Source organism: Streptomyces sp. NPDC001816, assembly GCF_042892235.1.
Lineage (GTDB): Bacteria > Actinomycetota > Actinomycetes > Streptomycetales > Streptomycetaceae > Streptomyces.
The window spans coordinates 272,098-297,977 of record NZ_JBIATY010000008.1 but is presented as its reverse complement, the minus strand read 5'-3'; the positions used below and the strand labels follow the sequence as shown (position 1 = coordinate 297,977).

General features: G+C 70.2%; 24 protein-coding genes, 1 tRNA gene and 2 pseudogenes. 10 read left to right on the top strand and 17 right to left on the bottom strand.

Going from position 1 to position 25,880, the window contains the following annotated elements:
- Positions 1 to 142 precede the first annotated feature (142 nt).
- The 7 genes from rho to ACFYZZ_RS28580 form a co-directional block, all read right to left on the bottom strand.
- Entirely contained in the window at positions 143 to 2,146 is a 2,004-nt protein-coding gene (gene rho, locus ACFYZZ_RS28610; protein ID WP_389181658.1) for a transcription termination factor Rho, read from the bottom strand.
- A 403-nt stretch (positions 2,147 to 2,549) separates the two neighbouring features.
- Positions 2,550 to 3,467, bottom strand: coding sequence for a homoserine kinase (gene thrB, locus ACFYZZ_RS28605; RefSeq protein ID WP_389181655.1), 918 nt, complete (start codon positions 3,465 to 3,467; stop codon positions 2,550 to 2,552).
- A 282-nt stretch (positions 3,468 to 3,749) separates the two neighbouring features.
- Positions 3,750 to 4,808 (bottom strand): threonine synthase, encoded by a 1,059-nt coding sequence (thrC, locus tag ACFYZZ_RS28600; protein ID WP_386579078.1) that lies wholly within the window; start codon positions 4,806 to 4,808, stop codon positions 3,750 to 3,752.
- 6 nt (positions 4,809 to 4,814) lie between these two features.
- Positions 4,815 to 6,107, bottom strand: coding sequence for a homoserine dehydrogenase (locus tag ACFYZZ_RS28595; protein WP_389181652.1), 1,293 nt, complete (start codon positions 6,105 to 6,107; stop codon positions 4,815 to 4,817).
- Positions 6,108 to 6,312: 205 nt separating this feature from the next.
- The gene (lysA, locus tag ACFYZZ_RS28590) at positions 6,313 to 7,704 is read right to left on the bottom strand and encodes a diaminopimelate decarboxylase (protein ID WP_389181649.1); all 1,392 of its coding nucleotides are present in this window, start codon (positions 7,702 to 7,704) and stop codon (positions 6,313 to 6,315) included.
- Between the two features lie 60 nt (positions 7,705 to 7,764).
- The gene (gene nrtL, locus ACFYZZ_RS28585; RefSeq protein ID WP_389181646.1) at positions 7,765 to 8,745 is read right to left on the bottom strand and encodes an ArgS-related anticodon-binding protein NrtL; all 981 of its coding nucleotides are present in this window, start codon (positions 8,743 to 8,745) and stop codon (positions 7,765 to 7,767) included.
- A 307-nt stretch (positions 8,746 to 9,052) separates the two neighbouring features.
- A complete protein-coding gene (locus tag ACFYZZ_RS28580; protein WP_389181643.1) occupies positions 9,053 to 9,625 on the bottom strand; it encodes a response regulator in 573 nt (190 codons plus the stop codon).
- A gap of 153 nt (positions 9,626 to 9,778) precedes the next feature.
- Between ACFYZZ_RS28580 and ACFYZZ_RS28575 the strand changes: the two genes are divergently transcribed.
- Positions 9,779 to 9,850 (top strand) — tRNA-Arg (locus ACFYZZ_RS28575).
- Between the two features lie 438 nt (positions 9,851 to 10,288).
- Here the strand turns inward: ACFYZZ_RS28575 and infA are convergent.
- The 3 genes from infA to ACFYZZ_RS28560 all read right to left on the bottom strand — a co-directional run bounded on the left by infA (position 10,289) and on the right by ACFYZZ_RS28560 (position 11,704).
- Entirely contained in the window at positions 10,289 to 10,513 is a 225-nt protein-coding gene (gene infA, locus ACFYZZ_RS28570) for a translation initiation factor IF-1 (protein ID WP_010981942.1), read from the bottom strand.
- Entirely contained in the window at positions 10,510 to 11,301 is a 792-nt protein-coding gene (locus tag ACFYZZ_RS28565; RefSeq protein ID WP_389181640.1) for a GNAT family N-acetyltransferase, read from the bottom strand. Before ACFYZZ_RS28565 ends, infA begins: the two co-directional genes overlap by 4 nt.
- A 205-nt stretch (positions 11,302 to 11,506) precedes the next feature.
- Entirely contained in the window at positions 11,507 to 11,704 is a 198-nt protein-coding gene (locus tag ACFYZZ_RS28560; RefSeq protein ID WP_389181637.1) for a hypothetical protein, read from the bottom strand.
- A 19-nt stretch (positions 11,705 to 11,723) separates the two neighbouring features.
- On the opposite strand from ACFYZZ_RS28560, the pseudogene ACFYZZ_RS28555 reads away from it, so the two are divergent.
- The 3 genes and pseudogenes from ACFYZZ_RS28555 to ACFYZZ_RS28545 form a co-directional block, all read left to right on the top strand.
- Positions 11,724 to 12,086 (top strand): annotated as a pseudogene (locus tag ACFYZZ_RS28555) (transposase); the annotation flags it as partial.
- A gap of 63 nt (positions 12,087 to 12,149) precedes the next feature.
- Positions 12,150 to 12,539: a hypothetical protein gene (locus ACFYZZ_RS28550; RefSeq protein ID WP_389181634.1), complete on the top strand. Its 390-nt coding sequence runs from the start codon at positions 12,150 to 12,152 to the stop codon at positions 12,537 to 12,539.
- A 526-nt stretch (positions 12,540 to 13,065) separates the two neighbouring features.
- Positions 13,066 to 13,839, top strand: coding sequence for a DUF3592 domain-containing protein (locus tag ACFYZZ_RS28545; protein WP_389181631.1), 774 nt, complete (start codon positions 13,066 to 13,068; stop codon positions 13,837 to 13,839).
- 42 nt (positions 13,840 to 13,881) lie between these two features.
- On the opposite strand, the gene ACFYZZ_RS28540 is transcribed toward ACFYZZ_RS28545, so the two are convergent.
- The 3 genes from ACFYZZ_RS28540 to ACFYZZ_RS28530 all read right to left on the bottom strand — a co-directional run bounded on the left by ACFYZZ_RS28540 (position 13,882) and on the right by ACFYZZ_RS28530 (position 15,512).
- Positions 13,882 to 14,286 carry a hypothetical protein gene (locus tag ACFYZZ_RS28540; protein WP_389181628.1) on the bottom strand — a complete coding sequence of 135 codons (405 nt, stop codon included), beginning with the start codon at positions 14,284 to 14,286 and terminating at the stop codon, positions 13,882 to 13,884.
- Positions 14,287 to 14,319: 33 nt separating this feature from the next.
- The gene (locus ACFYZZ_RS28535) at positions 14,320 to 14,661 is read right to left on the bottom strand and encodes a hypothetical protein (protein ID WP_389181626.1); all 342 of its coding nucleotides are present in this window, start codon (positions 14,659 to 14,661) and stop codon (positions 14,320 to 14,322) included.
- 311 nt (positions 14,662 to 14,972) lie between these two features.
- Positions 14,973 to 15,512 (bottom strand): hypothetical protein, encoded by a 540-nt coding sequence (locus ACFYZZ_RS28530; RefSeq protein ID WP_389181623.1) that lies wholly within the window; start codon positions 15,510 to 15,512, stop codon positions 14,973 to 14,975.
- Between the two features lie 339 nt (positions 15,513 to 15,851).
- On the opposite strand from ACFYZZ_RS28530, the gene ACFYZZ_RS28525 reads away from it, so the two are divergent.
- Together ACFYZZ_RS28525 and ACFYZZ_RS28520 are read left to right on the top strand one after the other, a co-directional pair.
- The gene (locus ACFYZZ_RS28525; RefSeq protein WP_389181620.1) at positions 15,852 to 16,421 is read left to right on the top strand and encodes a hypothetical protein; all 570 of its coding nucleotides are present in this window, start codon (positions 15,852 to 15,854) and stop codon (positions 16,419 to 16,421) included.
- Between the two features lie 148 nt (positions 16,422 to 16,569).
- Positions 16,570 to 18,573 carry a protein kinase gene (locus tag ACFYZZ_RS28520; protein ID WP_389181617.1) on the top strand — a complete coding sequence of 668 codons (2,004 nt, stop codon included), beginning with the start codon at positions 16,570 to 16,572 and terminating at the stop codon, positions 18,571 to 18,573.
- A 34-nt stretch (positions 18,574 to 18,607) separates the two neighbouring features.
- Here the strand turns inward: ACFYZZ_RS28520 and ACFYZZ_RS28515 are convergent, their stop codons facing one another.
- The 3 genes and pseudogenes from ACFYZZ_RS28515 to ACFYZZ_RS28505 form a co-directional block, all read right to left on the bottom strand.
- Positions 18,608 to 19,675 carry a hypothetical protein gene (locus tag ACFYZZ_RS28515; RefSeq protein ID WP_389181923.1) on the bottom strand — a complete coding sequence of 356 codons (1,068 nt, stop codon included), beginning with the start codon at positions 19,673 to 19,675 and terminating at the stop codon, positions 18,608 to 18,610.
- A gap of 63 nt (positions 19,676 to 19,738) precedes the next feature.
- Positions 19,739 to 20,029, bottom strand: a pseudogene (locus tag ACFYZZ_RS28510) (MFS transporter); the annotation flags it as partial.
- A gap of 35 nt (positions 20,030 to 20,064) precedes the next feature.
- A complete protein-coding gene (locus ACFYZZ_RS28505) occupies positions 20,065 to 21,183 on the bottom strand; it encodes a Ku protein (protein ID WP_389181615.1) in 1,119 nt (372 codons plus the stop codon).
- Positions 21,184 to 21,245: 62 nt separating this feature from the next.
- Between ACFYZZ_RS28505 and ligD the strand changes: the two genes are divergently transcribed.
- Positions 21,246 to 22,127 carry a non-homologous end-joining DNA ligase gene (ligD, locus tag ACFYZZ_RS28500; RefSeq protein WP_389181611.1) on the top strand — a complete coding sequence of 294 codons (882 nt, stop codon included), beginning with the start codon at positions 21,246 to 21,248 and terminating at the stop codon, positions 22,125 to 22,127.
- 169 nt (positions 22,128 to 22,296) lie between these two features.
- Here ligD and ACFYZZ_RS28495 read toward each other — a convergent pair whose 3' ends face one another.
- Positions 22,297 to 23,100, bottom strand: a complete 804-nt coding sequence (locus ACFYZZ_RS28495; RefSeq protein WP_389181608.1) for a nuclease-related domain-containing protein — start codon at positions 23,098 to 23,100, stop codon at positions 22,297 to 22,299.
- Between the two features lie 101 nt (positions 23,101 to 23,201).
- Here ACFYZZ_RS28495 and ACFYZZ_RS28490 point away from each other — a divergent pair, with 101 nt between their 5' ends.
- The 3 genes from ACFYZZ_RS28490 (at position 23,202) to ACFYZZ_RS28480 (ending at position 25,781) form a co-directional block, all read left to right on the top strand.
- Complete coding sequence (locus ACFYZZ_RS28490) at positions 23,202 to 23,708, top strand: dual specificity protein phosphatase family protein (RefSeq protein ID WP_389181605.1); 507 nt, start codon at positions 23,202 to 23,204, stop codon at positions 23,706 to 23,708.
- 94 nt (positions 23,709 to 23,802) lie between these two features.
- Complete coding sequence (locus tag ACFYZZ_RS28485; protein ID WP_389181602.1) at positions 23,803 to 24,537, top strand: hypothetical protein; 735 nt, start codon at positions 23,803 to 23,805, stop codon at positions 24,535 to 24,537.
- Positions 24,534 to 25,781 (top strand): ATP-binding protein, encoded by a 1,248-nt coding sequence (locus ACFYZZ_RS28480; RefSeq protein ID WP_389181600.1) that lies wholly within the window; start codon positions 24,534 to 24,536, stop codon positions 25,779 to 25,781. Before ACFYZZ_RS28485 ends, ACFYZZ_RS28480 begins: the two co-directional genes overlap by 4 nt.
- Positions 25,782 to 25,880 lie beyond the last annotated feature (99 nt).

Genomic DNA, 25,880 nt, shown 5'->3' with positions numbered 1-25,880 from the left:
AGGGGCGTGAGCAAGGAAGTCCCCCCAGGGAGAGGTGAGCAGGAAGGGGCGCGTGTTGCACTCCATACCTCTCAGCGCCAAAGGGCCGCCCCCCGTCACATATGGACGGGGGGCGGCCCTGACTCCCTGAGAGGAGCGTCGACTAGTCGCCGTTACCGGGGGTCGGCGTCGTCTTCTGAATCTGCATCAGGAACTCGACGTTCGACTTGGTCTGCTTCATCTTGTCGAGAAGCAGCTCGATGGCCTGCTGCTGGTCCAGCGCGTGCAGCACACGCCGCAGCTTCCAGACGACGGCCAGCTCCTCGTTGCCGAGCAGGATCTCTTCCTTACGGGTGCCGGACGCGTCCACGTCCACCGCCGGGAAGATGCGCTTGTCGGCGAGCTTCCGGTCGAGCTTGAGCTCCATGTTGCCGGTGCCCTTGAACTCCTCGAAGATCACCTCGTCCATGCGCGAGCCGGTCTCGACCAGCGCGGTGGCGAGGATCGTCAGGGAGCCGCCGTCCTCGATGTTGCGCGCGGCACCGAAGAAGCGCTTCGGCGGGTACAGCGCGGTCGAGTCGACACCACCGGACAGGATGCGGCCGGAGGCGGGCGCGGCGAGGTTGTACGCACGGCCCAGACGCGTGATCGAGTCGAGCAGCACGACCACGTCGTGGCCCAGCTCCACCAGGCGCTTGGCCCGCTCGATGGACAGCTCGGCGACCGTGGTGTGGTCCTCTGCCGGGCGGTCGAAGGTCGAGGAGATGACCTCGCCCTTGACCGACCGCTGCATGTCGGTGACCTCTTCCGGACGCTCGTCGACGAGGACGACCATCAGGTGGCACTCGGGGTTGTTGTGCGTGATCGCGTTGGCGATCGCCTGCATGATCATGGTCTTGCCGGTCTTCGGCGGGGCCACGATCAGACCGCGCTGGCCCTTACCGATCGGCGACACGAGGTCGATGATGCGGGTGGTCAGCACGCCCGGGTCGCTCTCCAGGCGGAGCCGGTCCTGCGGGTACAGCGGGGTCAGCTTGTTGAACTCCGGGCGGCCACGGCCGTGTTCGGGCGCCATGCCGTTGACGGAGTCGAGGCGGACGAGCGCGTTGAACTTCTCGCGGCGCTCGCCCTCCTTGGGCTGACGGACCGCGCCGGTGACGTGGTCACCCTTGCGCAGGCCGTTCTTGCGGACCTGGGCGAGGGAGACGTACACGTCGTTCGGACCCGGCAGGTAGCCCGACGTACGGATGAAGGCGTAGTTGTCGAGGATGTCGAGGATGCCCGCGACGGGGATCAGGACGTCGTCCTCGGCGAGCTGCGGCTCGTTGCCGGCGAACTCGTCGCGGCCACGGCGGCCACGGCGGTCGCGGTAGCGGCCGCGACGGCCACGGCGGCCACCCTCGAAGTCGTCGTCGTCCTGCTGCTGGCCTCGCTCCGGACGACCGCCGCCGCCCTGCTGCTGGCCCTGCTGGCGCTGGCCGCCCTGGCCCTGCTGGTCGTCGCCCTTGCCCCGGCGGTCCCGGTCCCGGTCGCGGTCCCGGCCACGCTCACGGCGGTCGCGACGGCCACGGCCGTCGCCCTCACCGGCGTCACCCTTGGCCTCGCCCTGCTGCACGGTCGTCTCGGCCTTGGGCTCGGCCTTCGCCTCGGCGACGACGGTCTCGGTGCTGCTCGCGGCCGGGGCGCCCGCCTCGGCGGTGGCGCGACGGCGACGGCGCTCGGTCGGGGCCTCGTCCTCGCTCGTGCGGGAGGTGCCGCCGGCCGGCTGGCCGGGAATCTCGATCTGCTGCTGGGCCACGGCCTTGTCGGCGGGGGCCTGCGCGGACTTCTCCGCCTTCTTCTCGGCGGCTTCCTCGCCCGTCCGGGCCTTCGAGGTGGCGCGGCGCTTCGGCTTGGTCTCGGCGGGGGCCTCGGCCTTGGGAGCGGCGCCCCCACCGGCCTGGGCCTCCTTGATGACCTCGATCAGCTGGCTCTTGCGCATACGCGCGGTGCCCCTGATACCGAGGCCCGAGGCGACCTGCTGCAGCTCGGCCAGCACCATGCCCTCGAGGCCGGTACCACGGCGCCGCCGGGAGCCGGCACCGGTGGCAGGCGCGGAGGCGTCCGTGGCGGGCGCGGCAGCGGTCTCCTCGACACGTGCGCCCATCAGATCGGTGGTGTCGCTCACGAAGGGTCCTTCCCTGGAGCGGACGTCGGCCTGTCTGGCTCGGCGACCGGTTGTGCTGTCCGGCTACGGTCCTGTCTCTGCGAACCGTGCCGGGGCGGTGGTCCGCCAACGCGGCGGAAGAGATTTGCAGGTGATGGCGCTTCCGCGAACCGTGGCACCCAGTGTCACGTGGCGTGGTAGCGCCGATTCCGGAGCGTGCCCGGTGGCTCGCTCAGTGCCCGCATACGACGTACTGCCCAGGTACGACACATGGAACACGGAGTGGCTCGGGAGGCTCCCGGAAGAAGGTCTGTCCCGGACGGGGACACGAAGCACCTCGCCATGGTGGGGTCGGGTGCAGACTTGAGGTTAACACTACCGGATCCAACAAACATTCCCCCTCTCCAAATCCGGCAAGCATGTGTCAGGTCGCAAGCGGCAGCACGCTCGCTCCCTGCATGTCCAGGCTCAGCCGGTTGGCGGCCCAGTCGGTGCCGGCCAGGGCTTCCACCTTGTCGGCGGTGTCGACGTCGGCCAGGGCCATGACGGTGGGCCCGGCGCCCGAGATGACGGCCGGGATCCCGTCGGCCCGCAGCCGCTCCACCAGCGCGGCGCTCTCCGGCATGGCCGGGGCGCGGTACTCCTGGTGGAGGCGGTCCTCGGTGGCGGGCAGCAGCAGCTCGGGGCGCCGGGTGAGGGCCTCGACGAGCAGGGCGGCACGGCCCGCGTTGGTGGCGGCGTCGACATGCGGCACGGTGCGCGGGAGCAGGCCGCGCGCGGTCTCGGTCAGAACCGGCTTCCCGGGCACGAAAACCACCGGAACGATGGAATCGTTCGGCTCCATCCTGATCGCCCGGGCGGCGCCGGCCTCCATCCAGGACAGGGTGAAACCGCCGAGCAGGCAGGCCGCCACGTTGTCCGGATGGCCCTCGATCTCGGTGGCCAGCTCCAGCAGCGCGGCGTCGTCGAGCCGGGCCTCGCCGCCTATGGTCACCGCGCGGGCGGCGACGATGCCGGCACAGATGGCGGCGGAGGAGGAGCCCAGGCCACGGCCGTGCGGAATGCGGTTGGCACAGACGATTTCGAGGCCGCGGGGTTGTCCGCCCAGCAGATCGAAGGCGGTGCGCAGGGAACGGACGAGCAGGTGACTCTCGTCCCGGGGCAGGGTCTCACTGCCCTCACCCGCGATGTCGATGTGCAGCCCGGAGTCGGCCACCCGGACGACGACGTCGTCGTACAGCCCCAGCGCGAGGCCCAGGGCGTCGAAGCCCGGACCGAGATTGGCGCTGGTGGCGGGAACGCGCACCCGGACGGCGGCGGCGCGGAACGCTGGACCGGCCATCGCTCGAAGACTCTCCTTGAGCTGCGTGACTGTGGAATGACATCCGATGGGGTCGAATGTCACCCGATGGATTCGATGAACATTCGATGACGTACGAAGACCCTTCGGGGCGCGGTGACGGCGCGACCCCGTGCCCACACGCAGGGGCATATGCGGTAGGCGGGTTCAGTACAGCCTATCGAAGGAAGGTTCTGCCGCGACATAGGGCGCACAGGAGGCGCACGATGCGTGTCGTAAGCCCCCTGTGCACCCTGACGCGGGTTACCCCTGCTCAGGCAGGTTTCAGGCCAGGCCGAGGCGCTCGGCCGCGGTGGCCGCGTCGACCGGGACGGTGACCGGCTGCGGGGCGCCGGCGACGGCCCAGTCGGGGTCCTTCAGACCGTTGCCGGTGACGGTGCACACGATGCGCTGTCCCGGGTCGACCTTGCCCTGCTCGGCGGCCTTGAGCAGACCGGCCACGGAGGCGGCGGAGGCGGGCTCCACAAAGACACCCTCCTGCGCGGCCAACAGCCGGTAGGCGCGCAGGATTTCACGGTCCGTCACCTCGTCGATGGCACCGCCGGACTCGTCCCGGGCGGCGAGGGCGTACTGCCAGGAGGCGGGGTTGCCGATGCGGATCGCGGTGGCGATGGTCGACGGGTCCTTGACGACCTCGCCGCGCACGATCGGGGCACTGCCGGAGGCCTGGAAACCCCACATGCGCGGAGTCCTGGAGGCGATGCCGTCAGCGGCGTACTCCTTGTAGCCCCTCCAGTAGGCGGTGATGTTGCCCGCGTTGCCGACCGGGAGGACGTGGATGTCGGGGGCGTCGCCCAGCATGTCCACGATCTCGAAGGCGGCCGTCTTCTGGCCCTCGATACGCACCGGGTTGACCGAATTGACCAGCGCCACGGGGTAGTTGTCGCTCAGCTCGCGGGCGAGCGTGAGGCAGTCGTCGAAGTTTCCGTCGACCTGGAGGATCTTCGCGCCGTGCACGAGGGCCTGGCCCATCTTGCCGAGCGCGATCTTGCCCTGCGGCACGAGAACGGCCGAGACCATGCCCGCGCGCACGGCGTAGGCGGCCGCACTCGCCGACGTGTTGCCGGTGGAGGCGCAGATGACCGCCTTGGCCCCCTCCTCCTTGGCCTTGGAGATGGCCATGGTCATGCCGCGGTCCTTGAAGGACCCGGTGGGGTTGGCCCCCTCCACCTTGAGGTGGACCTCACAGCCCGTGCGCTCGGAGAGCACCTGAGCGGGCACGAGGGGCGTGCCGCCCTCGCGGAGCGTCACGACCGGCGTGGTGTCGGAGACCGGCAGCCTGTCCCGGTACTCCTCGATGATGCCGCGCCACTGGTGAGTCATTGCTGGTTACTCTCCTTCAACCCGCATGATGCTGGCGACACCCCGCACGGTGTCGAGCTTGCGCAGCGCCTCGACGGTCCCGGTGAGGGAGGCGTCGGACGCGCGGTGGGTGACGACGACGAGGGAGGCCTCGCCGTCCTTGCCCTGCTGCCGAACGGTATCGATCGACACCCCGTGCTCGGCGAAGACGGTCGCGACCTGGGCGAGAACACCCGGTTTGTCCGCGACGTCGAGGCTGATGTGGTACCGGGTGACGACCTCGCCCATGGGCGAGACGGGCAGGGCCGCGTACGCCGACTCACCGGGCCCCGTTGCGCCGTTGAGCCGATTGCGGCAGACGGCGACGAGGTCGCCGAGCACGGCGGAGGCGGTCGGGGAACCGCCGGCGCCGGGGCCGTAGAACATGAGCTGGCCGGCCGCGTCGGACTCCACGAAGACGGCGTTGTACGCGCCGCGCACGGAGGCGAGCGGATGGCTCAGCGGAATCATGGCGGGGTGCACGCGCGCGGTGACGGAGCCCCCGTCCGCCGCCCGCTCACAGATGGCGAGCAGCTTGATGGTGCACCCCATCTCCTTGGCCGAGCGGAAGTCGGCCGAGGTGACCTCGGTCATGCCTTCGCGGTAGACGTCGTCCAGGCGCACCCGGGTGTGGAAGGCGATGCCGGCGAGGATGGCGGCCTTGGCGGCGGCGTCGAACCCCTCGACGTCGGCGGTCGGGTCGGCCTCCGCGTATCCCAGGGCGGTGGCCTCGTCGAGGGCCTCCTGGTAGCCCGCCCCCGTGGTGTCCATCTTGTCGAGGATGAAGTTGGTCGTCCCGTTGACGATGCCCATCACCCGGTTGATCTTGTCGCCGGCGAGGGACTCGCGCAGCGGCCGGATCAGCGGGATGGCACCGGCGACGGCGGCCTCGTAGTAGAGGTCCTTGCCGTGCGCATCGGCGGCGGCGTGCAGGGCGGCGCCGTCCTGGGCGAGCAGGGCCTTGTTCGCGGAGACGACGGACGCCCCGTGCTCGAAGGCGGTGGTGATGAGGCCCCGGGCGGGCTCGATCCCGCCGATGACCTCCACCACGACGTCGATGTCACCGCGTTTGACGAGGGCGGTGGCGTCGGTGGTGACGAGTTCCTGCGGAATGCCCTCACGGACCTTGGAGGGCCGCCGTACCGCGACTCCCGCCAGCTCCACGGGGGCCCCGATGCGGGCGGCGAGGTCGTCGGCGTGCGTCGTCATGATGCGCGCCACCTCTGAGCCGACCACTCCACAGCCCAGCAGCGCCACCTTCAGCGGACGCGTACGCATCATCCGACCTCGTTTCCTCATACCGTCGACGGTTGGACCAGTCTCACTCACTGGACGGCGGTTTCTACCCTTCGTCCGGATCGTGAGACATCTATTTCATGTTGCCGGGACGAACAGACCGAAGAATCTCCGGCAGGTCACCCCTGCCTCGGCGTCTTTGTCATCTTCTTCGTCATCGTCTTTGTCATCGTCTTTGTCGTCTTCTCTGTCATCCGACATCGAGACGCAGGAGGTCGTCCTCCGTCTCGCGCCGGACGATGACCCGGGCCTTGCCGTCCTTCACGGCGATGACGGGCGGCCGGAGCACGTGGTTGTAGTTGCTGGCCATGGACCGGCAGTAGGCGCCGGTGGCGGGTACGGCGATGAGGTCGCCCGGTGCCAGGTCGGCGGGCAGGAACGCGTCCTTGACCACGATGTCCCCGCTCTCGCAGTGCTTGCCGACGACGCGGGCGAGCATGGGCTCGGCGTCGCTGGTGCGCGAGACGAGGGCGACGCTGTACTCGGCGTCGTACAGCGCGGTGCGGATGTTGTCGGACATGCCGCCGTCGACGGAGACGTACGTCCGCAGCCCGTCGAGCGGCTTGACGGTGCCGACCTCGTACAGCGTGAACGCGGTCGGGCCGACGATGGCGCGCCCCGGCTCGACGGAGATCCGCGGCGTCCGCAGCCTGGCCGCCTCGCACTCCCGCGTGACGATCTCGGTGAGCGCCTTGGCGATCTCATGCGGCTCACGCGGATCGTCGTCACTGGTGTAGGCGATACCGAGCCCGCCACCGAGGTCGATCTCGGGCAGCTCGACCCCGTGCTCGTCCCGGACGGCCTTCAGCAACCCGACCACCCGATGGGCGGCCACCTCGAACCCGGACATGTCGAAGATCTGCGACCCGATGTGGCTGTGAATGCCGATCAGTTCGAGCCCGTCCAGCTGCAGAGCCCGCCGCACGGCCTCGGCGGCCTGCCCGCCCGCGAGCGGAATGCCGAACTTCTGGTCCTCGTGAGCGGTGGCGATGAACTCGTGGGTGTGCGCCTCCACGCCCACGGTGATCCGGATCTGCACCTTCTGCCGCTTGCCGAGCGACTGCGCGATATGCGCGACCCGCACGATCTCCTGGAACGAGTCGAGGACGATCCGCCCGACGCCGGCCTCTATGGCCCGCTCGATCTCCCGGGCGGACTTGTTGTTGCCGTGGAAGGCGATGCGCTCGGCGGGCATGCCGCCGGAGAGGGCAGTGGCCAGCTCCCCGCCCGAACAGACATCCAGGTTGAGCCCCTCCTCGTGCAGCCACCGCACGACGGCACGCGAGAGGAACGCCTTCCCGGCGTAGAACACGTCGGCGTCGGCACCGAAGGCGTTGCGCCAGGCGCGCACCCGGCCGCGGAAGTCGGCCTCGTCGAGGATGTAGGCGGGGGTGCCGAACTCCTCGGCGAGCCGGGTGGCGGGAATCCCGGCGACGGTGAGGACACCGTCCTCGTCCCGGCCGACGGTCTGGGCCCACACCTTGGGGTCGAGGGCGTTGAGGTCGGCGGGCGGGGCGGAGTAGTGCCCGTCGGGCAGGACGTCGGCGTGGCGGGGCCCGGCAGGGTGGGCGGAACGACTCATGACGTTGGCTCTCAGACTCTCTGTCTCGCTCCGGGGCTCATGCGTGTCGCTCTGAGTCCCTCAGAGGTGTTCGGGTGCGTCGATGCCGAGCAGGGACAGGCCGCCGGCCAGCACCGTCCCGGCGGCTTCGGCGAGGGCGAGCCGGGCACGGTGGGCGGCCGAGGGTTTCTCCTCGCCGCGCGGAAGCACGGTGGGCACAAAGGGCAGGACGGCATCAGCGACGGTGACGAGATGCCGGGCAAGCCGGTCCGGGCCGCGATGGGTGGCGGCCGCGGTGAGAATACGCGGGTAGTCGGAGAGGGCCGTGAGGACCTCACGGGCTTCGCGGGCGTCGACAGGACCGGGTTCGGCACCGAACCCGAGACGCCCGGCGTTACGGCTGACGGCCCGGACCCGGGCATGCGCGTACCGCACCCGGAACAGCGGATTGCTCTCCCGCTGCACGAGATGGTCGGCGGTGATCCGGGGCCGGTCGTGCGGCGCGGGATGGAGCAGGGCCCACTGCGCGGCGTCGGCCCCGAGCGGCGCGGGATCCTCCGGCGCCGGAACCGGCCGCAGATTCACGGGCTCCCCGTGCTCGACCTCACACCGCCCGCCCTGTGTCCCGACGATCCGCACGACCGCATCCGCGACGACCTCGGCGCGCACGTCGTACGGAACCCGGAGCACGACAACCTGCCCCCTCAGAACCTCACTGTGGCCGTACCCACCCCCACACTCACGGATGTCCCGTACGACTCCGGCGGCGAGGTCGGCCTCCTCACCGAGGCTGATGTTGAGAAACCCGGGACCGGTGACGACGACGTCCCTGATCCCCTCGGCACCGACCAGATACGGCCGCAGAATCTCGGCGACCCGCAGAGGCGTCTCCTGAGCCGCCCGAGCGAGCTGGAGCGCGACGTTGGTGGCGTAGTCCCCACACCCCCCGGCCCCCGGCTCGGTCACGACAACCCGCTCCGGCACAACCACATGCAGCTCCCCCTGCTCGACGGCACGCCGCACTGCGTGCAGCACGGTGCGGGAGAGCTCGACGGGGGTCACGGGACAAGCGTAGGGGAGGTGGGGGGTGGGTATGCGAGCTGGTTTATGCCGAGTGGGGTGGGGAGGGAGGCGGGGTGCGGGGGGTTCGGGTGAGGTTGCTGGGGGTTGGGGGCACGGGAGGGGGGTGTCTGACCGGGGTATCCGCTGTAGGGGACCCGATCGGCCATTCCATCGACCGTTTTATCGACTACTCCACCGGTCACGCCGCCGACCACTCCACGGGTCACGCCGCCGGCCACACCACCAGTCTCACCGGGTCACCGGGGTCACACACCACCATCAGACCGCCGACTACGCCGCCGGTCGGTCACACACCACCAGTCAGACCGCCGACTACGTCACCCGTGGCCCCGTCGCGCACGCCTCCACCAATCCCCCCACCACCCTCACCATCCCCGTCGATCTCCCCCTCACTCTCCCCATCACCTTCGCCTCGCTCTCCACTCCTGCCCCCGGGCTGCCGCTCGATGAGGTGCTTGACGAGGCGAACGAGTTCCGCGGGTTCGAAGGGCTTGGCGAGGAAGGCGTCGACGCCGACGTCGAGGCCGGTCTCGACCTCGTATTGGGTGCAGGCGCTGATGATGGCGAGGGGCAGATCATGCGTCCGCGGATCGGCCCGAAGCCGAGCGGCGGTCCGGAGCCCGTCCAGCCGGGGCATGACGACATCGAGGGTGACGACATCGGGCCGCACCTGATGCACCACATCCAGACACTCGGCACCATCGGCCGCGGTCACGACCTCAAGCCCCTCCAGCTCGAGGTTGACCCTGATCAGCTGCCGGATGACCTTGTTGTCGTCCACAACAAGCACCCGACCCGACGCGCCTGGCACAACTCGAGAGTAGGTCCAGACCGGCCACCGCGTCCGGGTTTTCCCCACTTCCAACCCCTGCGAGGGACCTGGGCCACCCTGCCCTTGAACCCACCCCACCCCGACCAGGACACCCACCCCGGGAAACCCGTTCCTGATCACCCCGCAAGACCTGCTAGGGTTCTACCCGTCGCCGCAAGCAAGAAGCAAAGCGCCCGACACGCCCCCGTAGCTCAGGGGATAGAGCAACGGCCTCCGGAGCCGTGTGCGCAGGTTCGAATCCTGCCGGGGGCACCCGCCAAGGATCAGCGGAAATCAGGTGCTGACCAGGGTGGATGCCGACAGAAGAGGGCGGGAGTCAGTCTCACTGACTCCCGCCCTCTCTTGTTGTCTCTCGATGTTCGCGACACACCTCCGACGCACACCAGGCCGAACCTCATCTACGAAGCCTGATCGCAGTGCTCTGCCGGACGCGTTGAGCCGCCCCTCCACCGATACGAGCCAAGGCCGCCTTCGTCGACGACATCAAAGTCAATGCCCAAACGGCCCGGCGTTGCGTCGTGAAGTACATACAAGCCCGCCCCTGGAGCTGGGGTTCGGCTCGGGCCAGACCTGCTGTCGGTGGCTGGAGCGGTGGCCGCCTCGGCCGTGCGAGCCATCATCGGGGCCCCGGTCACGGAAACGCCGTGACCGGGGCCCGGGATCAGCTGCCGCGGAAGGTGCCGACCGTCGCTAGTTCCGGTACCGGAACACGATCCGGCCGCGCGTCAGGTCGTACGGCGGGAGCTCCACCAACACCCGGTCTTCCAGCATGATCTTGATGTAGTTCTTGCGGATCTTCCCGCTGATGTGTGCGAGCACCTGGTGGCCGTTCTCGAGCTCCACGGTGAACATGGCGCTGCGCAGGCACTCGACGACCTTGCCCTCGACTTCGATGACGTTCTTGTTCTTCGTCATCGCACCAGCTCCAGGTTGCTGCTCATCGGCCGGGCGCCGATGCCCTCGAGCAGCGCCGAGGCCGCTTGATTGGACTCGTGGACTTCGGCCCAGGCCGCGGCGAACCCGGAGCGGTGCAGCGTCCCCAGCGCGTGGGCCAGCAGCGCCCGCGCGATGCCGCGGCGCTGCTCGCCGGCCCGGACCGCGACCAGCCCGATGCGCGGCCGTTTCACCGTCACCACCCGGATCAGACCCAGATAGCGGTCCGGCGCCGTGGCCACCGCGTACTTCGACGGGTCGACGATGGTGTCGCCTTCGGGGCGGGGAATTACCTCTGCGGGCATCGACTGCCACCCGACGGTCGCCTCGACTTCGTCACGGATCGCGCGGTCCACCGCCCGCAGCAGACTCTCGTCCGCCTGACCGGCGGGCACGATCGTCACGCCCGGAGGCGGCAGGACTGCTTCGAGCCCTGTGACCCGCGGGTCGGTCGGCACGACGTACTCCCACTCGCGGCGCCGGATCGTGAAACCGGCCCGCCGCCAGCCGGCTGTCAGCTCGACGTCGGCATCGTCGACCACCGTGTACAGCGGCGCCGGCAGTTCCGCCAGCATCGCCTCGGCGAGCCGGTCGAAGGCGGCGTCGTGCCAGGCGTCGATGCTGACGTACAAGCGTCCGTCGGGCCGGTGCTCCGCATACCCGCGGCCGACCACCAGGTCGTCATCCAGTGCATGCCATTGCCTGTCTGCGACGCGCGTGATCATCACCGCGTTCTCGCTCAGGCCAGATGTGAAAGGCTTCGTGTTCATCGGAGTCTCCCTCCAGGAGTGCCTCGATCTCAGGCGCTCCTGGCGACACCGAACGTCAGCCGCCGGACCGTGACGGGTTGAGGGAGCACCCATGGGTAACTGTGTTCACGGGGCTCACCTCCATACGACGACTTCACGGTCCACCGCGAACGTAGCAGCGGAGCGCCGCCTCGCTCAAAGCCTTTTCCGTGAGCTCGTAGCGCGATCATGATCCGGCCTTCTTGATGCGTCTACAGCAGATGAGGCTACAAGCCAACGATAGGCAGGAGTTGCGGAGTTCGATACGTCGTTCCCAGCGGAGCGCGAGGCGTTTGAACTGGTGGAGCAGCGCGAAGGTCTGCTCGACGACGTAGCGGAGCTTGCCCAGGCCCTCGATGTTCGGGGAGCCCTTGCGGGAGACCACCGCCTGGATGCGACGGTGCCCGATCCTGGACGCCGAGTTCATCGTCGCCGCGGGAGACCTCTCCGCCTACCCCGACTCCGGACACCTCACCTCCGCGGCTGGTCTCGTGCCCGTTCCCAAGGACTCCGGCCGCCGCACCGGCAACCTCCATCGCCCCAAGTGCTACAGCCGGCGCCTGCGCCGCGTCTTCTGCCTCGCCGCCCAGACCAGCAGCATCCGCGACGGCCCCAACCGCGACTACTACCTCAAGAAGCGACGCGAGGGCTGCAAGCACGTCCAAGCCGTCATCGCACTCGCCCGTCGACCCGTCGATGTGCTCTGGGCCCTACTGCGCGATGGATGGCTCTTCACCCTCCGCCCACCAGCCGCGCACGCCGCTTGAAATGGGCCGGCGCGCCCCACCCCCTGGCGATAGCCTGCGAGCCAACCCAGGGAGGCGGGTCCAGTGGGCTTCGACGCAGAACGATCAGCGCGCATCGCTGCCATGCGGGAAACCGCCCGGCCCGTCTGGGAGGCAAGTGGCGATACGGACGTCCTCCAGCAGTTCCTCAAGGACAACGGGTGCCATGGGGTGGAAGCCGTGTTCGTCACCATGGGCCTCATGGACTGCGATCTTGCCGAAGCCCAACGGGCCTTCTTCAGCGCCCCGTGCCGCGACGCCGAACGCCGGTTCCACAACGACGCCTTGGACCTGCTTGCCAAGGACGCTGCCGACCAGCGCGGCAGCCAGGCTGAGGTCTTCCCTGGGCCGTCGACGTTGCCCGACGCCGACCGGCAACCCTGGAAGGCGGCGCGCCCTGCGACGGGGGTGCCGCCTTCGTCGTGTCATCGATGAGTAAGCACACAGGTGCCGGTCAACAGCGCGTGTGCGTACGGGGCTGCGCCGTGCGGGGTACCGTTCGGAACCGCCTCGTCGTCCGCGCCCAACGCATCGCTCCCCCGCCCCTGAGATGCGGCCCCTTGAGTTCGGCATCCCACAGACCCGTGGAGCAGGCGTCAAGTCAACAGACAAAGCACCCCGTTGTGCGCGACCGACCGACCGACCGGGCCGTGACGCTACTGCGGCTGCGGCTACGGCTACGGCTACGGCTACGACGATTTCACCTCGGCGCCGCGCTCCTTCCCCTCCGGGATCTCCTGAGGTGCCCAAAGATCCCGTCACCAGCGGAGATGCTGAGTACAGGGTCTTCGTGTCTATGCAGCCGTGCGCGGCCCGGGGCGGGCGTATGTCGGGGTTCGTGGACGGGATCTTGGGGCATCGGTGCTGGTGAAACCCGGATGCGGCGAGGCCTCTGACGCGGGACGGTCAGGTACTACTACAACCAGCGCGGCAGCCAGTGAGTCTCATCTCGTGACGAGGTGTGGAGGCGCAGATGGATGAGCGCGAATCCGTGCTGGGCGGTGGCCGGGACGAGTACGGCTCTCCCGTCGGGTGGAGGGCACTCGCGGTCGCCGTGGCCATCGTGGTGTGGATGGCGTTCGGGCCGCTGGGGCCCTTGTGGCTCTATGTTCTCGGCTGGGCGGTGGCACTGACTGCAACGGACGGTATCTCCAGGCTGGTACGCCGCCAGGGCTGGGCCGTTCCTTCGCCGGGCCACCTCGTGGCTGGGCTGCTGCGGCTCGGACCGGAATCGTGGCTGGTGGCCCCCCGCTGGGCCAAAGTCCGATTGGCCGCCACGGGTTTCCTGATGTTCGCCACCATGGCCGGAATCATGGGGTGGGAAGCCGGCCAGGAGTACCAGGTGCTGGCGAACCTCCGGGACCAAGGCCGCAGGACCGACGCGACGGTAGTCGAGATCACCAGCCGGTCGGAGGAAGGCTGGGCGACTTCCGTGACCGTCCGCTTCAGCACACCGTCCGGCCCCGTGCGCGCGGATGTCGATGTCACGCCCAGCTCGGCGAACAATGCGAAGCCGGGAGAGCACATACCCGTCGCATACAACCCCGTACGCCCCACCGAGGTCCGCCACGTTGCGTACCTCGACGGACGCGACGCCGACGGAATTCTGCAGGGGTCGATCGTGATCGGGTTGCTCGCGGCGGGCTTTCTGGTGGGAACGACCTGGGAGGTGCTCCGTACCAAGCGGCAAACGGAGTCGGACAAGACGCCGGGCACCCACCTCCCCAGGACCTGAACGGCCCGGCGCAACTCGTGAGCCCACTCGTCGGGGCACCCGTCAGCGGTCGTAGCAGGTGTACGAGCCGTCCTGCCCGCGCGCAGTGGCACTGGAACCCCAGCACTTCAGCATCGGCGTGAGCGTGTACGTCCGGTAGGCAGCCGCGACGAGCAGCAAGCCGCACACCAGGCCTGCGGTGACCTGCAGAACCTCGGATCCCCGGGCAGCCACCGCCAGTGCACAAAGGGTTGCGCCGACACCGAGGACAAGGGCAAACAGCGCAAGCCCACTGAGGTTGTCCCGCAGCCCGGGGGCCGACTCTTGCTCCGTCGTGCAGATGAAACTGAACAGGAGCAGCAGTGCGACAAGCGGCGCACACCCCATGACCAGACACCCCTTCACGAGCCCCCACCCCTTCAGCTGACGAAAACCCGGTCCCAGAGTGTCAATCGATTCAGCAGCCACGAGTCACTGCCGCCGGTGATCAGTTGTGGCTGATCAGACGGGGATCCAGCCAGGCCACTGTGGCGGGACGTTACTCACGGGGCAGAGGCCGGAGTCGCCGGGATAGCCGTCCAGCGTCCCTCGGGTCGCGAAGAACCACCATGCCAGGCCCACTGTCGCAACAACCACCAGCAGCGTCGGCAGTGAGACGCGGACCGCCGTCGGCGCGCGAAGCACCAGGCGTCGGCCGATGGCCAACGCCACGAGCCCAACGAGGGCCTCGGCTCCCACGACCACGGGGAGCAAGAAGTTGAGTTCGAAGCGTCCGCCGGCGTCGTAACCCGCGTCGCAGTACGCCCGCGCCCAGACGGTCAGCGACCAGGCGACGCAGCCCATGGCAGCTCCGAACAATGCGGAGCCCGCCCAGGGGAGACAGCAGTTGGATCTCGGCTTGACTGTGTCCACGACACAGCACGACATCAAACACGGCGTGCGCGGTTCCGCAGTGGGCGGGTGAGTGCCCGACTGCGTGACAACGCCGACAGTCTCACTGGGTCCCGCTCTTTGTCGTTGGTACGCAGCGATCGCGAGCTATCGCAAACGCCGTGGTCTCTGGACAGCCCCCCGTGGTTTGCCCCAGGCACCCATGCACGCAGGCACGCACGCACTGAAACTCCGCCGCCCGGAGGTGCGAGATCAGGTACTGACTACGCGGGAGGGGCGTAAGGGTTCCCGTCGGGCGCCAGTGGGCCACCCCACCGTGCCCCCGGCGGCGGGACAGGAGCCCAGTCCGGGCCCCGGTGATCCAGCCACCACCTACCGATGGTGTGGAACTTCTCCTCGAAGCCGCGATCCCAGCTGAGGAACCCGGTGATCGGCGCCCGCAGCCGGGTACGACGGCCGCCCGCCTCGTAGATGACGACGGTCCGGCTTCCGAAGAGAGACTCGATCTGGATGGCTTGGACGTTCGACCACGGGATGGTCCTGCGGCGGAGGTTGTGCACGATGGCCGCCGACGGCGTGAGAGTGACCCCGAAGGGCCACGAGGTGGTCAGCGCCACGGGCAACAGGACACCCCACATGAGCAGTGAGGCAAATACCGGACCGACCGGTCCGCCGTCCAACCAGAGCAAGACCTGGAACGCCATCACGACGATGGCGGGCAGCATGGACAGCAGCCGTTGGGGGCGCGTCAACCGGTAACGGATGTGCTCCGGCGGCATAGCCTCGACCTGCGATTGCTCCATCAATCCCCGCCCCTCACACAACGTAGCCAGCGCCGGCCCATCACCGCCAGGGCAGCATGGCGGACCAGGGGCGCGCTGTCCATCTACCTACCGCTTGGAAGCCGAGCAAGCGCACGCCGGCCTCAGCAGTGATTACACAGGCGCCTGATGGAGGCAGCGGGCAGCGGGCGACTCGGTAGAAGCTCAGCCGCGCGGCATTCCGGAACGAACTCGTTTGCGAAGCTCGAAGGTGCGGCTCGTGCGTATGACAACGGACAGTGCCTTGGCGTACAACATGCTGGCGTCACCTGCTGTCGCCGGATCAGCGGCGCAGCACACCCTCAACTCCTGGGAGAACATGTGCTCCTGAGCGATGCGGATGGCCTCTTCGCCGCCTTAGCCGCCCTGAAAATGCCGCGCGGCGAGTACGTGGTGTGCGGGTCTGCCGCGCTCTACGTCCGCGGTCTACGTGCTCGCATGGGAGATCTGGACGTTCTCGCCCGAGGTGAGGCTTGGGAGCGGGCCCTCGCGCTGGGCGCTCCGGAGTCGACGGTCTCGGGATACGGCCTGAGGGTTGTCCATCCGACGGCTTCCATCGAAATCATGGACCGCTGGACCCCAGGCTGGTCGACCGACCGGCTGATCGACGACGCCGATGTCATCGACGGCGTTCCCTTCATGCGGCTCGGAGACATTCTGCGGTGGAAGATCGCAGCAGCCAGGCCGAAGGACCACGCCGATATCGCAGCGATCCGTCATCTCTACCGCATCTGGACGGGCGAGGCAGCGCCGCTCTCGCCTCCTTTCTCGGCTGCGCAGGAGCTTGGGCAGCCCGCCGCCGAGGAGGAGCAGGAGGAGGAGGCGGCGGCCGAGACACCGGCGGAGGGATGGGACGTTCGCAGTCTCCCAGGTGCCCGGCTGTCCGATTAATGCCGCCGTGAGGCGTGAGGCGTGAGGCGTATTGGAGGCTGCACGGGAGCGGCGACGCTGCTGGAGCGTCACCACGGTGCCGGGACAAGCCGCGTGAGGCCCGTGATGCAATGGGTCCGACGGAGCAGATCTCGGTGTGGGGTGGGGCGTGTTGAGTAACAGTGGGCCCGATGCGGGGAGTTTCGAGCCGTTGGAGGACGGTGATCCGCGGTCCGTGGGCGGCTACCGGCTGGTGGCCCGGCTCGGGGCCGGCGGCATGGGGCGGGTCTATCTCTCGCACACCCCGGGCGGACGGGCCGTCGCGGTCAAGGTGATCCGCCCTGAACTGGCCGAGAACACCGAGTTCCGCAAGCGGTTCCAGGCCGAGGTGGCCGCGGCGAGCCGGGTCCACGGGATCTACACCGCTCCCGTCGTGGACAGCGACACCGAGGGCGCCGTGCCGTGGTGCGCGACCGCCTACGTGCCGGGGCCCTCCCTCTCCGAGGCGGTACGCGATCACGGGCCGCTGCCCGTCGACACCGTGCTGCGGCTGATCGCCGGTGTCGCGGAGGCGCTCCAGGCCGTGCACCGCGAAGGCATCGTGCACCGGGACCTCAAGCCGTCGAACGTGCTGCTCGCCTCCGACGGCCCGCGCGTGATCGACTTCGGTGTGGCGCGCGCGGCTGACGCCACGTCACTGACCCAGAGCGGTACGGCCCTGGGCACGGTCGCCTACATGGCACCGGAGCAGGTGCTCGGTGCGGAGGCCGCCCCCGCAGCTGACGTGTTCGCGCTCGGGCAGACCGCCGTGTTCGCGGCGACGGGCGGCGCCGCGTTCGGTGACGGGGATCCGCACGCGGTGCTGTACCGGGTGGTGCACGCGGAGCCCGATCTCAGCCGTGTGCCGGCCGAGATTCAGGATCTGGTGGCCCGGTGTCTGCGCAAGCCCGCCGCCGAGCGGCCCACCGTCGAGGAGGTCATCCGCTCCGTCCAGGAGATCCAGGCGTACCGCGGTGACGAGGCGCGGTTCGCGTCCGGGGCGTGGCTGCCGGGCGAGTTGGCCGCGGGAATCGAGGCTCGGGCCGCGGACGCCGATCAGGCTCGGGGGCCGGGTCGGGGGCGGGGGCGGGTCGTCGATACGGGTAGTACGACGGCTCAGGCCACTCCGCCCGCGGGCGCTTTCGGGGCATTCGGGGAAGTCGGCGGTCCCGGTGCTCCCCAGGCTCCCGGCGCTCCCAGCACTCCTGGCGCTCCTGGCGCTCCTGGCGCCTTTCCCTCCGCCGGTCCCGGTGCGTTCGGGCCGCCGGCCGCCTACGCCCCCACCCCGCCGTCCCACGCCGCGCTGCCCGAGCCCTTCGTCATGGCGCCGGGGGCCGCGCCGGGTGCGTACGCTCCGGTCGGCGGGCCGCAGGCGCAGGTCCCGGCCGACGCGCAGACGGCGCCGGTGGCCGCGGGTGGCAAGGGGCGCAAGGGACGGATGTGGCTGTTGTCCGCGGCCGCTGTCGTACTCGTCGCCTGTGGGGCGGCCGTCACCTGGCTGTTCGTTCCGGGGGGCGGTGACAAGGGCGGGGCGCAGGCTCGGGAAGTGGCCGCGTCGCACTCGGCCGCGACCGCAGAGCCGTCGCCGTCGGCGTCGGCGTCCGGCTCGCCGTCCGCCAAGGCTTCGAAGAAGGCGAAGGCCAGCAAGTCCGCTGTGCCGCCCAGCCCTTCGGGGCCCCCGACGCCCACGCGGACCGTGTCCTCGGCGCCGCCGAGCACGGCGGCGAGCAAGCCCGCGGCTCCGAAGGCGCCCGTCCCGGTGATGTACGCCGGGATCCGGATGACCAAGAGCCACGACCTGTACCTGGCGGACAGCCCGGTGCGGGCCAAGGCGGACACCGGTACCTCCGACGAGGATCTGACCTACGCCGTCTACTCCTCGGGCGCGGTCCTCGCCCCCGGCACCACCTCCGGCAGCTCGCTCGCCCTGCTGCCCGTGGGGCGGCAGGGGAGCCTGGACGCGTGCAAGGCGGCGACCGGTTACAAGAGCTACGTCTGGGTCAAGGACCTGGCCGTGGGGCAGCAGATGTGTGTCATCAGCGGGACGGGGCACGTGGGGCTGGTGACGTACCGGGGCTCGTCCGGGACGACGTACGCCACGTTGGACGTGAAGGTGTGGCGTAACGCGGCGTAGGGCGTGCCGTCGGCCGCATGTCTCCCGCCAACGGCTATCGCGCGCTGGGGCCCTGCATCGACTCCTCGTCGTCGTTCGCGGCGTACGGGTGGACGAAGCCCTCGTCGTCGTAGGGGGTGAACCAGTCGCCCGCTCCGGTGGGGCCGATGTCCAGGTCGTCCTCGGTGAGGTCCCCTTCGATGTTGTCGGCGAAGGCCTCCAGGGCCGCGCCGACCTCCTCGGTCAGGAGGTCGTAGAGGTCGGCCGTCACCTCGGCCTGGGTGAGGAGGAATCTCAGCAGGAGTTCTTCCGCGATGCAGGTCGGACGGGTGGGATGCGGCTGGGTGAGGCGGGCGGTCAGGGTCACCGCCGTGACGGTGAGGCGGCGGGCGAACAGGACGGTGTACTCGTCGGCGAACTGCGGGGGCAGGTCGTCCAGGAGCATGAAGGTGGCGTCGCTCTCGGCCACGGTCGGACCGTCGTCCTCCAGGCTCGCGAGGTCGGTGAAGAGTTCGTCCACCAGGAGGTCGATGGCGAACACGAGGGCGCCGGCCGCGACCTCCGCCGCCTCCCGGCCGACGGTCCGCTGCTCGGGATCGTCGCCGTAGCCGAAGCAGTCGAGGGGGAAGGCCGCCAGCAGGGGTGCCAGGGCGCGGAGTCTGCAGCGCATGGCCTCGACCTCGGCCGGGTCGAGACGGCCCGGGGCCGGGGCGGGTTCGGCGACCCGGTGGCGTCGGGCGCGTTCCGCCGGGTCGGACGGCGGGGCGTCGGGGCCGTCGGCCGCGTCGAGGCTCTCCTGGAGGAGTTCGGAGTTCAGCTCCACCGCGCACCGGGTGATCTGCCAGTCGGCGAGCGGTTCGGTGCGTTCCAGGAGTTCTGCCACGACCTCACGGGCGGCGTCCTCCGCGAACTCCAGCGCCGGTGCGTCGACGAAGAGCTTCAGCAGGACGCCTCCGGGATGGGCGGCGATGACGTCGTCCATCAGCTCGATCTCCATGCCGTCGGGCCCCTCGATCGCCTCCAGCGAGTCGAACCCCTTCCTCAGCAGGAAGACGACGCCCTCGCGCTGGAGCGCGTCGAGTTCGGGAGCGCCCTTGGGAGGGGCCATGGCCACGGTCACCATGTATGTCACCCCCTCATCGTGCCCGAGTAGTCCCACCTCGGGGGAGGGAATCAGGGGTCATCTTCAGCCGTCGGCCGTGCCTCTCTCTCGGCCGGTGATCCTCGTGGCGGCCGGGCGGCCCGGTTCCGCGGGGGTGGTACCCGCCGTGCGCATACGACCGTACGCGTACACGCAGCCCGCCAGGGCCAGGTCGGACAGCAGCATGAAGGCGAGGACCGAGCCGCTGGTCGTGCCGAGGCCCGCGGCCGTGAGGAGGAGGCAGATCGTGGCGGTGGGCACGCGGGCGGGGTCGAAGGCCTGGACGATCGCCAGCACCGCGACCGTGCTCCGAGCAGCAGCGTCTCTCATGGTCGGTGATCGGTCCGCGGGCCGCATCCGGACGGCGGACGTCAGGCCGAGCGCTTGCGGGACGCCGTCTTCCTGGCCGGGGTCTTCTTCGCGGTCGTCTTGGCCGTGGACGCCGTGGACGCCTTGGACGCCGTCTTCGTGGTCTTCGCCTTGGACTTGGGCGTCGTCTTCGCGGTCGTCGCCGTGGACTTGGACGTCGTCTTCGCCGCGGTCGTCTTCGCGGCGCTCGTCTTCGCCGTCGACTTCCTGGGCGGCGTCGTCTTCTTCGCGGCCGTCTTCTTCGCCGCCGTGGCCGTCGACTTCTTGCCGCCCGTCTCCTTCGGGGTGGTCCGGCCGCGCGCGAGGGGTCTGACCTCGGCCTCCTCGGCCGGGGCCGGTTCCTCGCCCCGGGACTCACGGGCCGCGCGCACGCTCTTCTCCAGGGCCGCCATCAGGTCGAGCACCTTGCCGCCGGCGGCGGGCTCGGGGGCCTCGGGCGGGGTCTCGCCGGCCGCCTTCGCCGCGATGACCTCCTCCAGCGCCTCGCGGTACTCGTCGTGCAGGTCCTCCAGCTCGACCTCTCCGAGGGTGTCCATCAGGGCGTCCGCGAGGTCCAGTTCCTTGTCGCGGACGGTGACGTCCACGTCCGGGGCGACGCCTTCGGGGGCGCGTACCTCGTCCGGCCAGAGCAGGCCGTGCATGGCGATGGCGTCGCCGACCACGCGCAGCATGCCCAGGCGTTCGCGGCCGCGCAGCGCGTACTTGGCGATGGCGACCTTGTTGTTGCGTTTGAGGGCCTCGCGCAGGAGGGTGTACGGCTTGGCGGCGGGGGCTCCGCCGGCGGCGAGGTAGTAGGCCGCGTCCATCTGGAGCGGGTCGATCCGGTCGGCCGGCACGAAGGCGACGATCTCGATCGTGCGGGCGGTCGGGATCGGGAGGTGGGAGAGGTCCTCGTCGCTGATCGGGATGATCGTGCCGTCCGCGTCCTCGTACCCCTTGCCGATCTCCGCACCGCTGACCTCGCGGTCCTCCAGTTCGCAGACCTTGCGGTAGCGGATGCGGCCGCCGTCCTCGGTGTGGATCTGGCGGAAGGAGACCGAGTGGCTCTCGGTGGCGTTCACCAGCTTGATCGGGATGCTGACGAGACCGAAGGAGATGGCGCCGTTCCAAATGGATCGCACGTGCAGCACCCTTCCTTCCGGTTTCTGGTGTTACGTGGCTGTATGCCTGGAATGGTCATCCTATGACGCCTATCACCGACGTGGAGGGGCGGCGGGTCGCGCTCAGCAACCTGGAGAAGGTGCTGTATCCGGAGACCGGCTTCACCAAGGGGGAGCTGGTGCACTACTACGCGACCAGCGCCGAGGTGCTGCTGCCGCATCTGCGTGACCGCGCGGTGTCCTTCCTGCGCTATCCGGACGGGCCGGACGGGCAGGTGTTCTTCACCAAGAACGTGCCGCCGGGTACGCCCGAGTGGGTCACGACCGCCGAGGTCCCGCGGTCGGAGGGGCCGGCCCGGATGGTGGTCGTACAGGACCTGGCGAGTCTGGTGTGGGCGGCGAACCTGGTGACCGAGTTCCACACGCATCAGTGGCTGGTCCAGTCGCCGGAGGAGGCCGACCGGCTGGTGTTCGACCTGGATCCCGGGGCGCCCGCGACGATCGTGCACTGCTGCGAGGTCGCGCTGTGGCTGCGGGAGCGGCTGGCTGCGGACGGGATCGAGGCGTACGCCAAGACGGCGGGGTCGAAGGGGCTGCATGTGCTGGCGGGTGTGCGCGGGGGCTCGTCCGAGCGGGCCAGTGAGTATGCGAAGGCGCTGGCGGTGGAGGCGGAGCGGGCCATGCCGCGGCTGGTGGTGCACCGGATGACGCGGAGTCTGCGGCCGGGGAAGGTGTTCGTGGACTGGAGTCAGAACGCGGGGCGCAAGACCACGGCGGCGCCGTACACGCTGCGGGCGCGGCGGGTTCCGTTGGTGTCTGCGCCGGTGACGTGGGGGGAGGTCGCGGAGTGTCGGGCTGCGGGGCAGATGGAGTTTGTGGCCGGGGACATGGGGCCGCGCCTGCAGGACCATGGGGATCTGCTGGCGCCGCTGCTGGATTCCGGGCGGTCGGTGGTGTTGCCCTGAGGAGGGTTGTTCTCGCCCCCGCCGCCCCTACCCGTCCCATCGAGGGGACTCCGTCCCCTGTGACCCCTGCTGGGGGCTGCCGCCCCCCAGGCCCCCCAGGCCCCCCAGGCCACACCAGCTAAATCCCCCGCCCCCACAGTCCAAACCGACCAGCCGCCTCCGCCCCCCCTCACAACTTCCCCCACACCCCCCGATCCCGCGCCATCGCATGCAGTGCCTCCACGTCCGCCGGCTTCAGTACTCCGCCCGGGCGGGCCAGGGTCGCCAGGTCGGTGTGGTGGAGGATGCGGATGCCTCGGGGTGGGGTCGTGATGCGTACGTCGGTGGGGTCGACGAGGGCCAGGACGGGGTGGACCTCGGCGGTGAGGGCGTAGGAGGCGCGGTCGGTGGTGGCGCGGAGGCGGCGGAGCAGGGGCTCTGGGTCGTGGCGGCCCAGGGTGACCATCGGGTCGGCCACCTGGACCCGCTGTTTGCGGGCGTAGAGGGCGTGGACGACGTAGAGGCCGCCGGGGCCTATGAGGAGGTGGTGGATGCGGTCGCCGCCCGGGAGGGGGATGGAATGCAGGGTGTGCCAGCCCGCGCCTTCCAGCTGGTCCAGGGCGTCGCCGACGGCCTGCTCCGCGGTCAGGGCGCGGCGGCGTGGGTCCGGGCGGAGGCGGTGGGCGGGGCCGGGGTCCCGGTCGAGGGCGACGAGCAGGGCCTCGCCGGGGCGGTTGGGCGCGAGGTCGTCGTCCGGGTGCAGGGTCAGCCGGGCCAGTTCCGCGGGTGTGGGCACGGGGGGTGGGCCCACGGTCACCGGGCCGGTCAGGAACGGCTTCAGGGCCTCCAAGACATCCGCCTCGCGGTCCTCGGCGATCAGGTTCACCCGGCCGGTCTCACGGTCGTACCAGGCGATGTTCCCTCCGTCCGGGCCGCAGACGTACAGCCGTTCGTGGCCGTGCCGCCAGGTCGGCACCACGCGCAGTCCGCTCATGCGCCATCACCCCTCGACCATGGGAACAGGCGGGGTGCTCCCACGCAAGAACCCGGTTACCGTGGAGATCGGCCCTGTGAGGGGGAGTTGGGGAGGCGCCGTTGCGGACCCGCGGAGAGCAGCCCGACGTACCGGCTCCGGAGAGTCCCTGGAACGAGATAGAGCCCGGTCTGTGGATGGGCGGGCACGAGTTCCTGGGCCGTTCCGGTCGGCTGGAGTCCGCCGTCGTGCGCGATCAGTTCGACGTGGTGCAGTCGCTCCTGAGGTTGTCGGGGTACGGCCCCGGCCCCAGGACCGAGCATCATGTGTGGCCGATACCGGACGGACCGCTGGACGGCACGCAGCTCGCCGGAGTGATACGGCTGGCGCGAGCGGCGCACGAGGCGCTGGACGCCGGCCGCTCGGTGCTGGTCCGCTGCTACCACGGCTACAACCGCTCGGGCCTGGTCGTCGCGCACACCCTGGTCCGGCGGGGTCGCAGCGCCGAGGAGGCGATCGAGCTGATCCGCGCCCGGCGCTCCCCCTGGGCGCTGCACAACGACCTGTTCGTGGAGTACCTGCGCGCGGGACTGGCCACCGCCCGACTGCTGGAGGAGCTGGCCGAGTAGCCTCTCCCCCAGCACCGCCCCGAGTGCACAAAAAGGACTTCCCTACTAATAAGGTGTACGGGGCCACTCTCGTCCCCTACACCCCAGGAGCCCCGTGTCAGCCCGTCGCATCGCGCGCACCGCCCTCACCGCGGCCGTCGTCGCCCTGCTGTCGGCGACGGCGGCGGCCTGTGGCGACCGGGGTGACCTGGAGGGCGCCGGGGTGACCCCGACCGCGATGAGCCCGGCGAAGCTGTGGCCGGACCTGCGGCCGGCGTCCAGCCCGGCCTACCCCTACGACGAGGGGAGCACCGAGACCGTCAAGGGCGTCGAGGTGCCGGGCGACGACATCCGCAAGGTCGATCCGGTGGACGTCGTACGGGCCGAGATGGCCGCGCATCCGGACGACTACGGGTCGAAGGGGGCGTACCACGCGACCGTCGAGCGGATGAAGGAGTGCGACGCGGGCGGGGACCGGGCGCGGTGCCCGCTGCTCAAGGCGTACTACCGGGATCTCACCGGGGACGGCGGGGCCGACCTGACGCTCGGATTCCGGCTGTATCCGACCAACCAGACCGCGGTGCGGGTCTACACGGTGGAGAAGCACAAGCTGGTGCAGGTGCTGGCCGACAACGATGCGATCATCGGCGTCGAGCTGGCCGGCCGGGCGGTGATCGTCCGCTCCCCGGCCGGGATCTCCGGCTACGAGTACCGCACCACCTGGGCCTGGGACCCGGACCAGCGGGCCATGGTGTTCTCCCGGGACGAGTTCCTGCGCACCGGCAAGGGCCGGCACAGCCATGCGCCCTCCCCGTCCGCCAGCACCGCGCCGCCGGTGAGCGCGGGATGAGGCCCACGCTGCCCCGGTGGGCCGGGACGCTCGCGGTGAAGTCGGCCGCGTTCATCGCGGTGATGTGCTGCGCGCTGGCCGCGCTGCTCGGCGTCCTGGTGCATGTGTCGGTGACCAACCAGACCGTCGGCCAGGCCCGCGACCTCGCGCTGTCCCGGCTGCAGGACGCCACCGAGGCGTACGAGGCCGGGGACACGCTGCTGCCGGGTGCCGGGGTGGACCCCAAGGGGCTGCCCGCACGGCTGCGGACGCTCGCGGTGGCCGGGGAGCGGGGCACGATGGTCTCCTCGCACCAGGGACGGCCGACCATGTGGGCGGCGGGGCCGGCGAACGGCCACCGGGCGCTCGCGGTGGAGGTCGACTACTCGCAGCAGGCCCGTACGATCGCCGGGCTCGACCGGTCCATCCTGTGGTCGTCGGGGCTGGCGATCGGGGCGACGCTGCTGGTAGGCGCGTTCGCGGTGACCCGGGTGACACGGCGGTTGCACGGCACCGCGCAGGTGGCCCGGCGGATCAGCGCGGGCGATCTGGACGCCCGCGTGAACGACCCCCGGACGAAGGACCCGACGCGCCCCCAGGACGAGGTGGCCGCGGTCGCGGCCGCGCTGGACTCCATGGCGTCGAGCCTGCAGAGCAAGCTGCTGAGCGAGCAGCGGTTCACCGCGGACGTGGCCCATGAGCTGCGCACCCCGCTGACCGGGCTGCACGCGGCGGCCGAGCTGCTGCCGCCGGGCCGGCCGACCGAGCTGGTCCGGGACCGGGTGGCGGCGCTGCGCACGCTCACCGAGGACCTGCTGGAGATCTCCCGGCTGGACACCGGGCGGGAGAAGCTGGAGGTGGACACCGAGGAGCTGGGCGCGCTGGCCGGGCGGGTGGTGCGCGCCTCGGGTACGGACACCGAGGTGCGGATCGTGCGGGACGCCCGGGTGGAGACCGACCGGCGGCGCCTGGAGCGGGTGCTGGGGAATCTGGTGGCCAACGCGCACAAGCACGGGGCGTCTCCGGTGGTGCTGACCGTGGACGGGCCCGTGGTGACCGTGCGGGATCACGGGGGCGGGTATCCGGAGTACCTGGTGGCTCATGGGCCGCAGCGGTTCCGTACGGAGGGCGGGGCCAAGGGGCACGGTCTCGGGCTGACCATCGCGGTGGGGCAGGCGGAGGTTCTGGGGGCCCGGTTGCTCTTCGGCAACGCGGTGGGCGGCGGCGCCGTGGCCACGTTGTACCTCCGGCAGGCGGGCGGGTGAGAGCTCGGGGGTACGGGTAATCCGCCGACTGCGGGTCCTCTGCGGCTGGTCGCGCCCACGCGGCGGAGCCGCACATCGATACAGCCCCGCGCCCCTTTG

Excerpts from the sequence above, each read along its gene's own strand:
- thrB (WP_389181655.1), bottom strand. The coding sequence starts at position 3,467 with ATGGCCGGTCCAGCGTTCCGCGCCGCCGCCGTCCGGGTGCGCGTTCCC.
- thrC (WP_386579078.1), bottom strand. The coding sequence starts at position 4,808 with ATGACTCACCAGTGGCGCGGCATCATCGAGGAGTACCGGGACAGGCTG.
- ACFYZZ_RS28595 (WP_389181652.1), bottom strand. The coding sequence starts at position 6,107 with ATGATGCGTACGCGTCCGCTGAAGGTGGCGCTGCTGGGCTGTGGAGTG.
- lysA (WP_389181649.1), bottom strand. The coding sequence starts at position 7,704 with ATGAGTCGTTCCGCCCACCCTGCCGGGCCCCGCCACGCCGACGTCCTG.
- infA (WP_010981942.1), bottom strand. The coding sequence starts at position 10,513 with ATGACGAAGAACAAGAACGTCATCGAAGTCGAGGGCAAGGTCGTCGAG.
- ACFYZZ_RS28565 (WP_389181640.1), bottom strand. The coding sequence starts at position 11,301 with ATGAACACGAAGCCTTTCACATCTGGCCTGAGCGAGAACGCGGTGATG.
- ACFYZZ_RS28535 (WP_389181626.1), bottom strand. The coding sequence starts at position 14,661 with ATGGGCTGCGTCGCCTGGTCGCTGACCGTCTGGGCGCGGGCGTACTGC.
- ACFYZZ_RS28530 (WP_389181623.1), bottom strand. The coding sequence starts at position 15,512 with ATGGAGCAATCGCAGGTCGAGGCTATGCCGCCGGAGCACATCCGTTAC.
- ACFYZZ_RS28515 (WP_389181923.1), bottom strand. The coding sequence starts at position 19,675 with ATGGTGACCGTGGCCATGGCCCCTCCCAAGGGCGCTCCCGAACTCGAC.
- ligD (WP_389181611.1), top strand. The coding sequence starts at position 21,246 with ATGACGCCTATCACCGACGTGGAGGGGCGGCGGGTCGCGCTCAGCAAC.
- ACFYZZ_RS28495 (WP_389181608.1), bottom strand. The coding sequence starts at position 23,100 with ATGAGCGGACTGCGCGTGGTGCCGACCTGGCGGCACGGCCACGAACGG.
- ACFYZZ_RS28480 (WP_389181600.1), top strand. The coding sequence starts at position 24,534 with ATGAGGCCCACGCTGCCCCGGTGGGCCGGGACGCTCGCGGTGAAGTCG.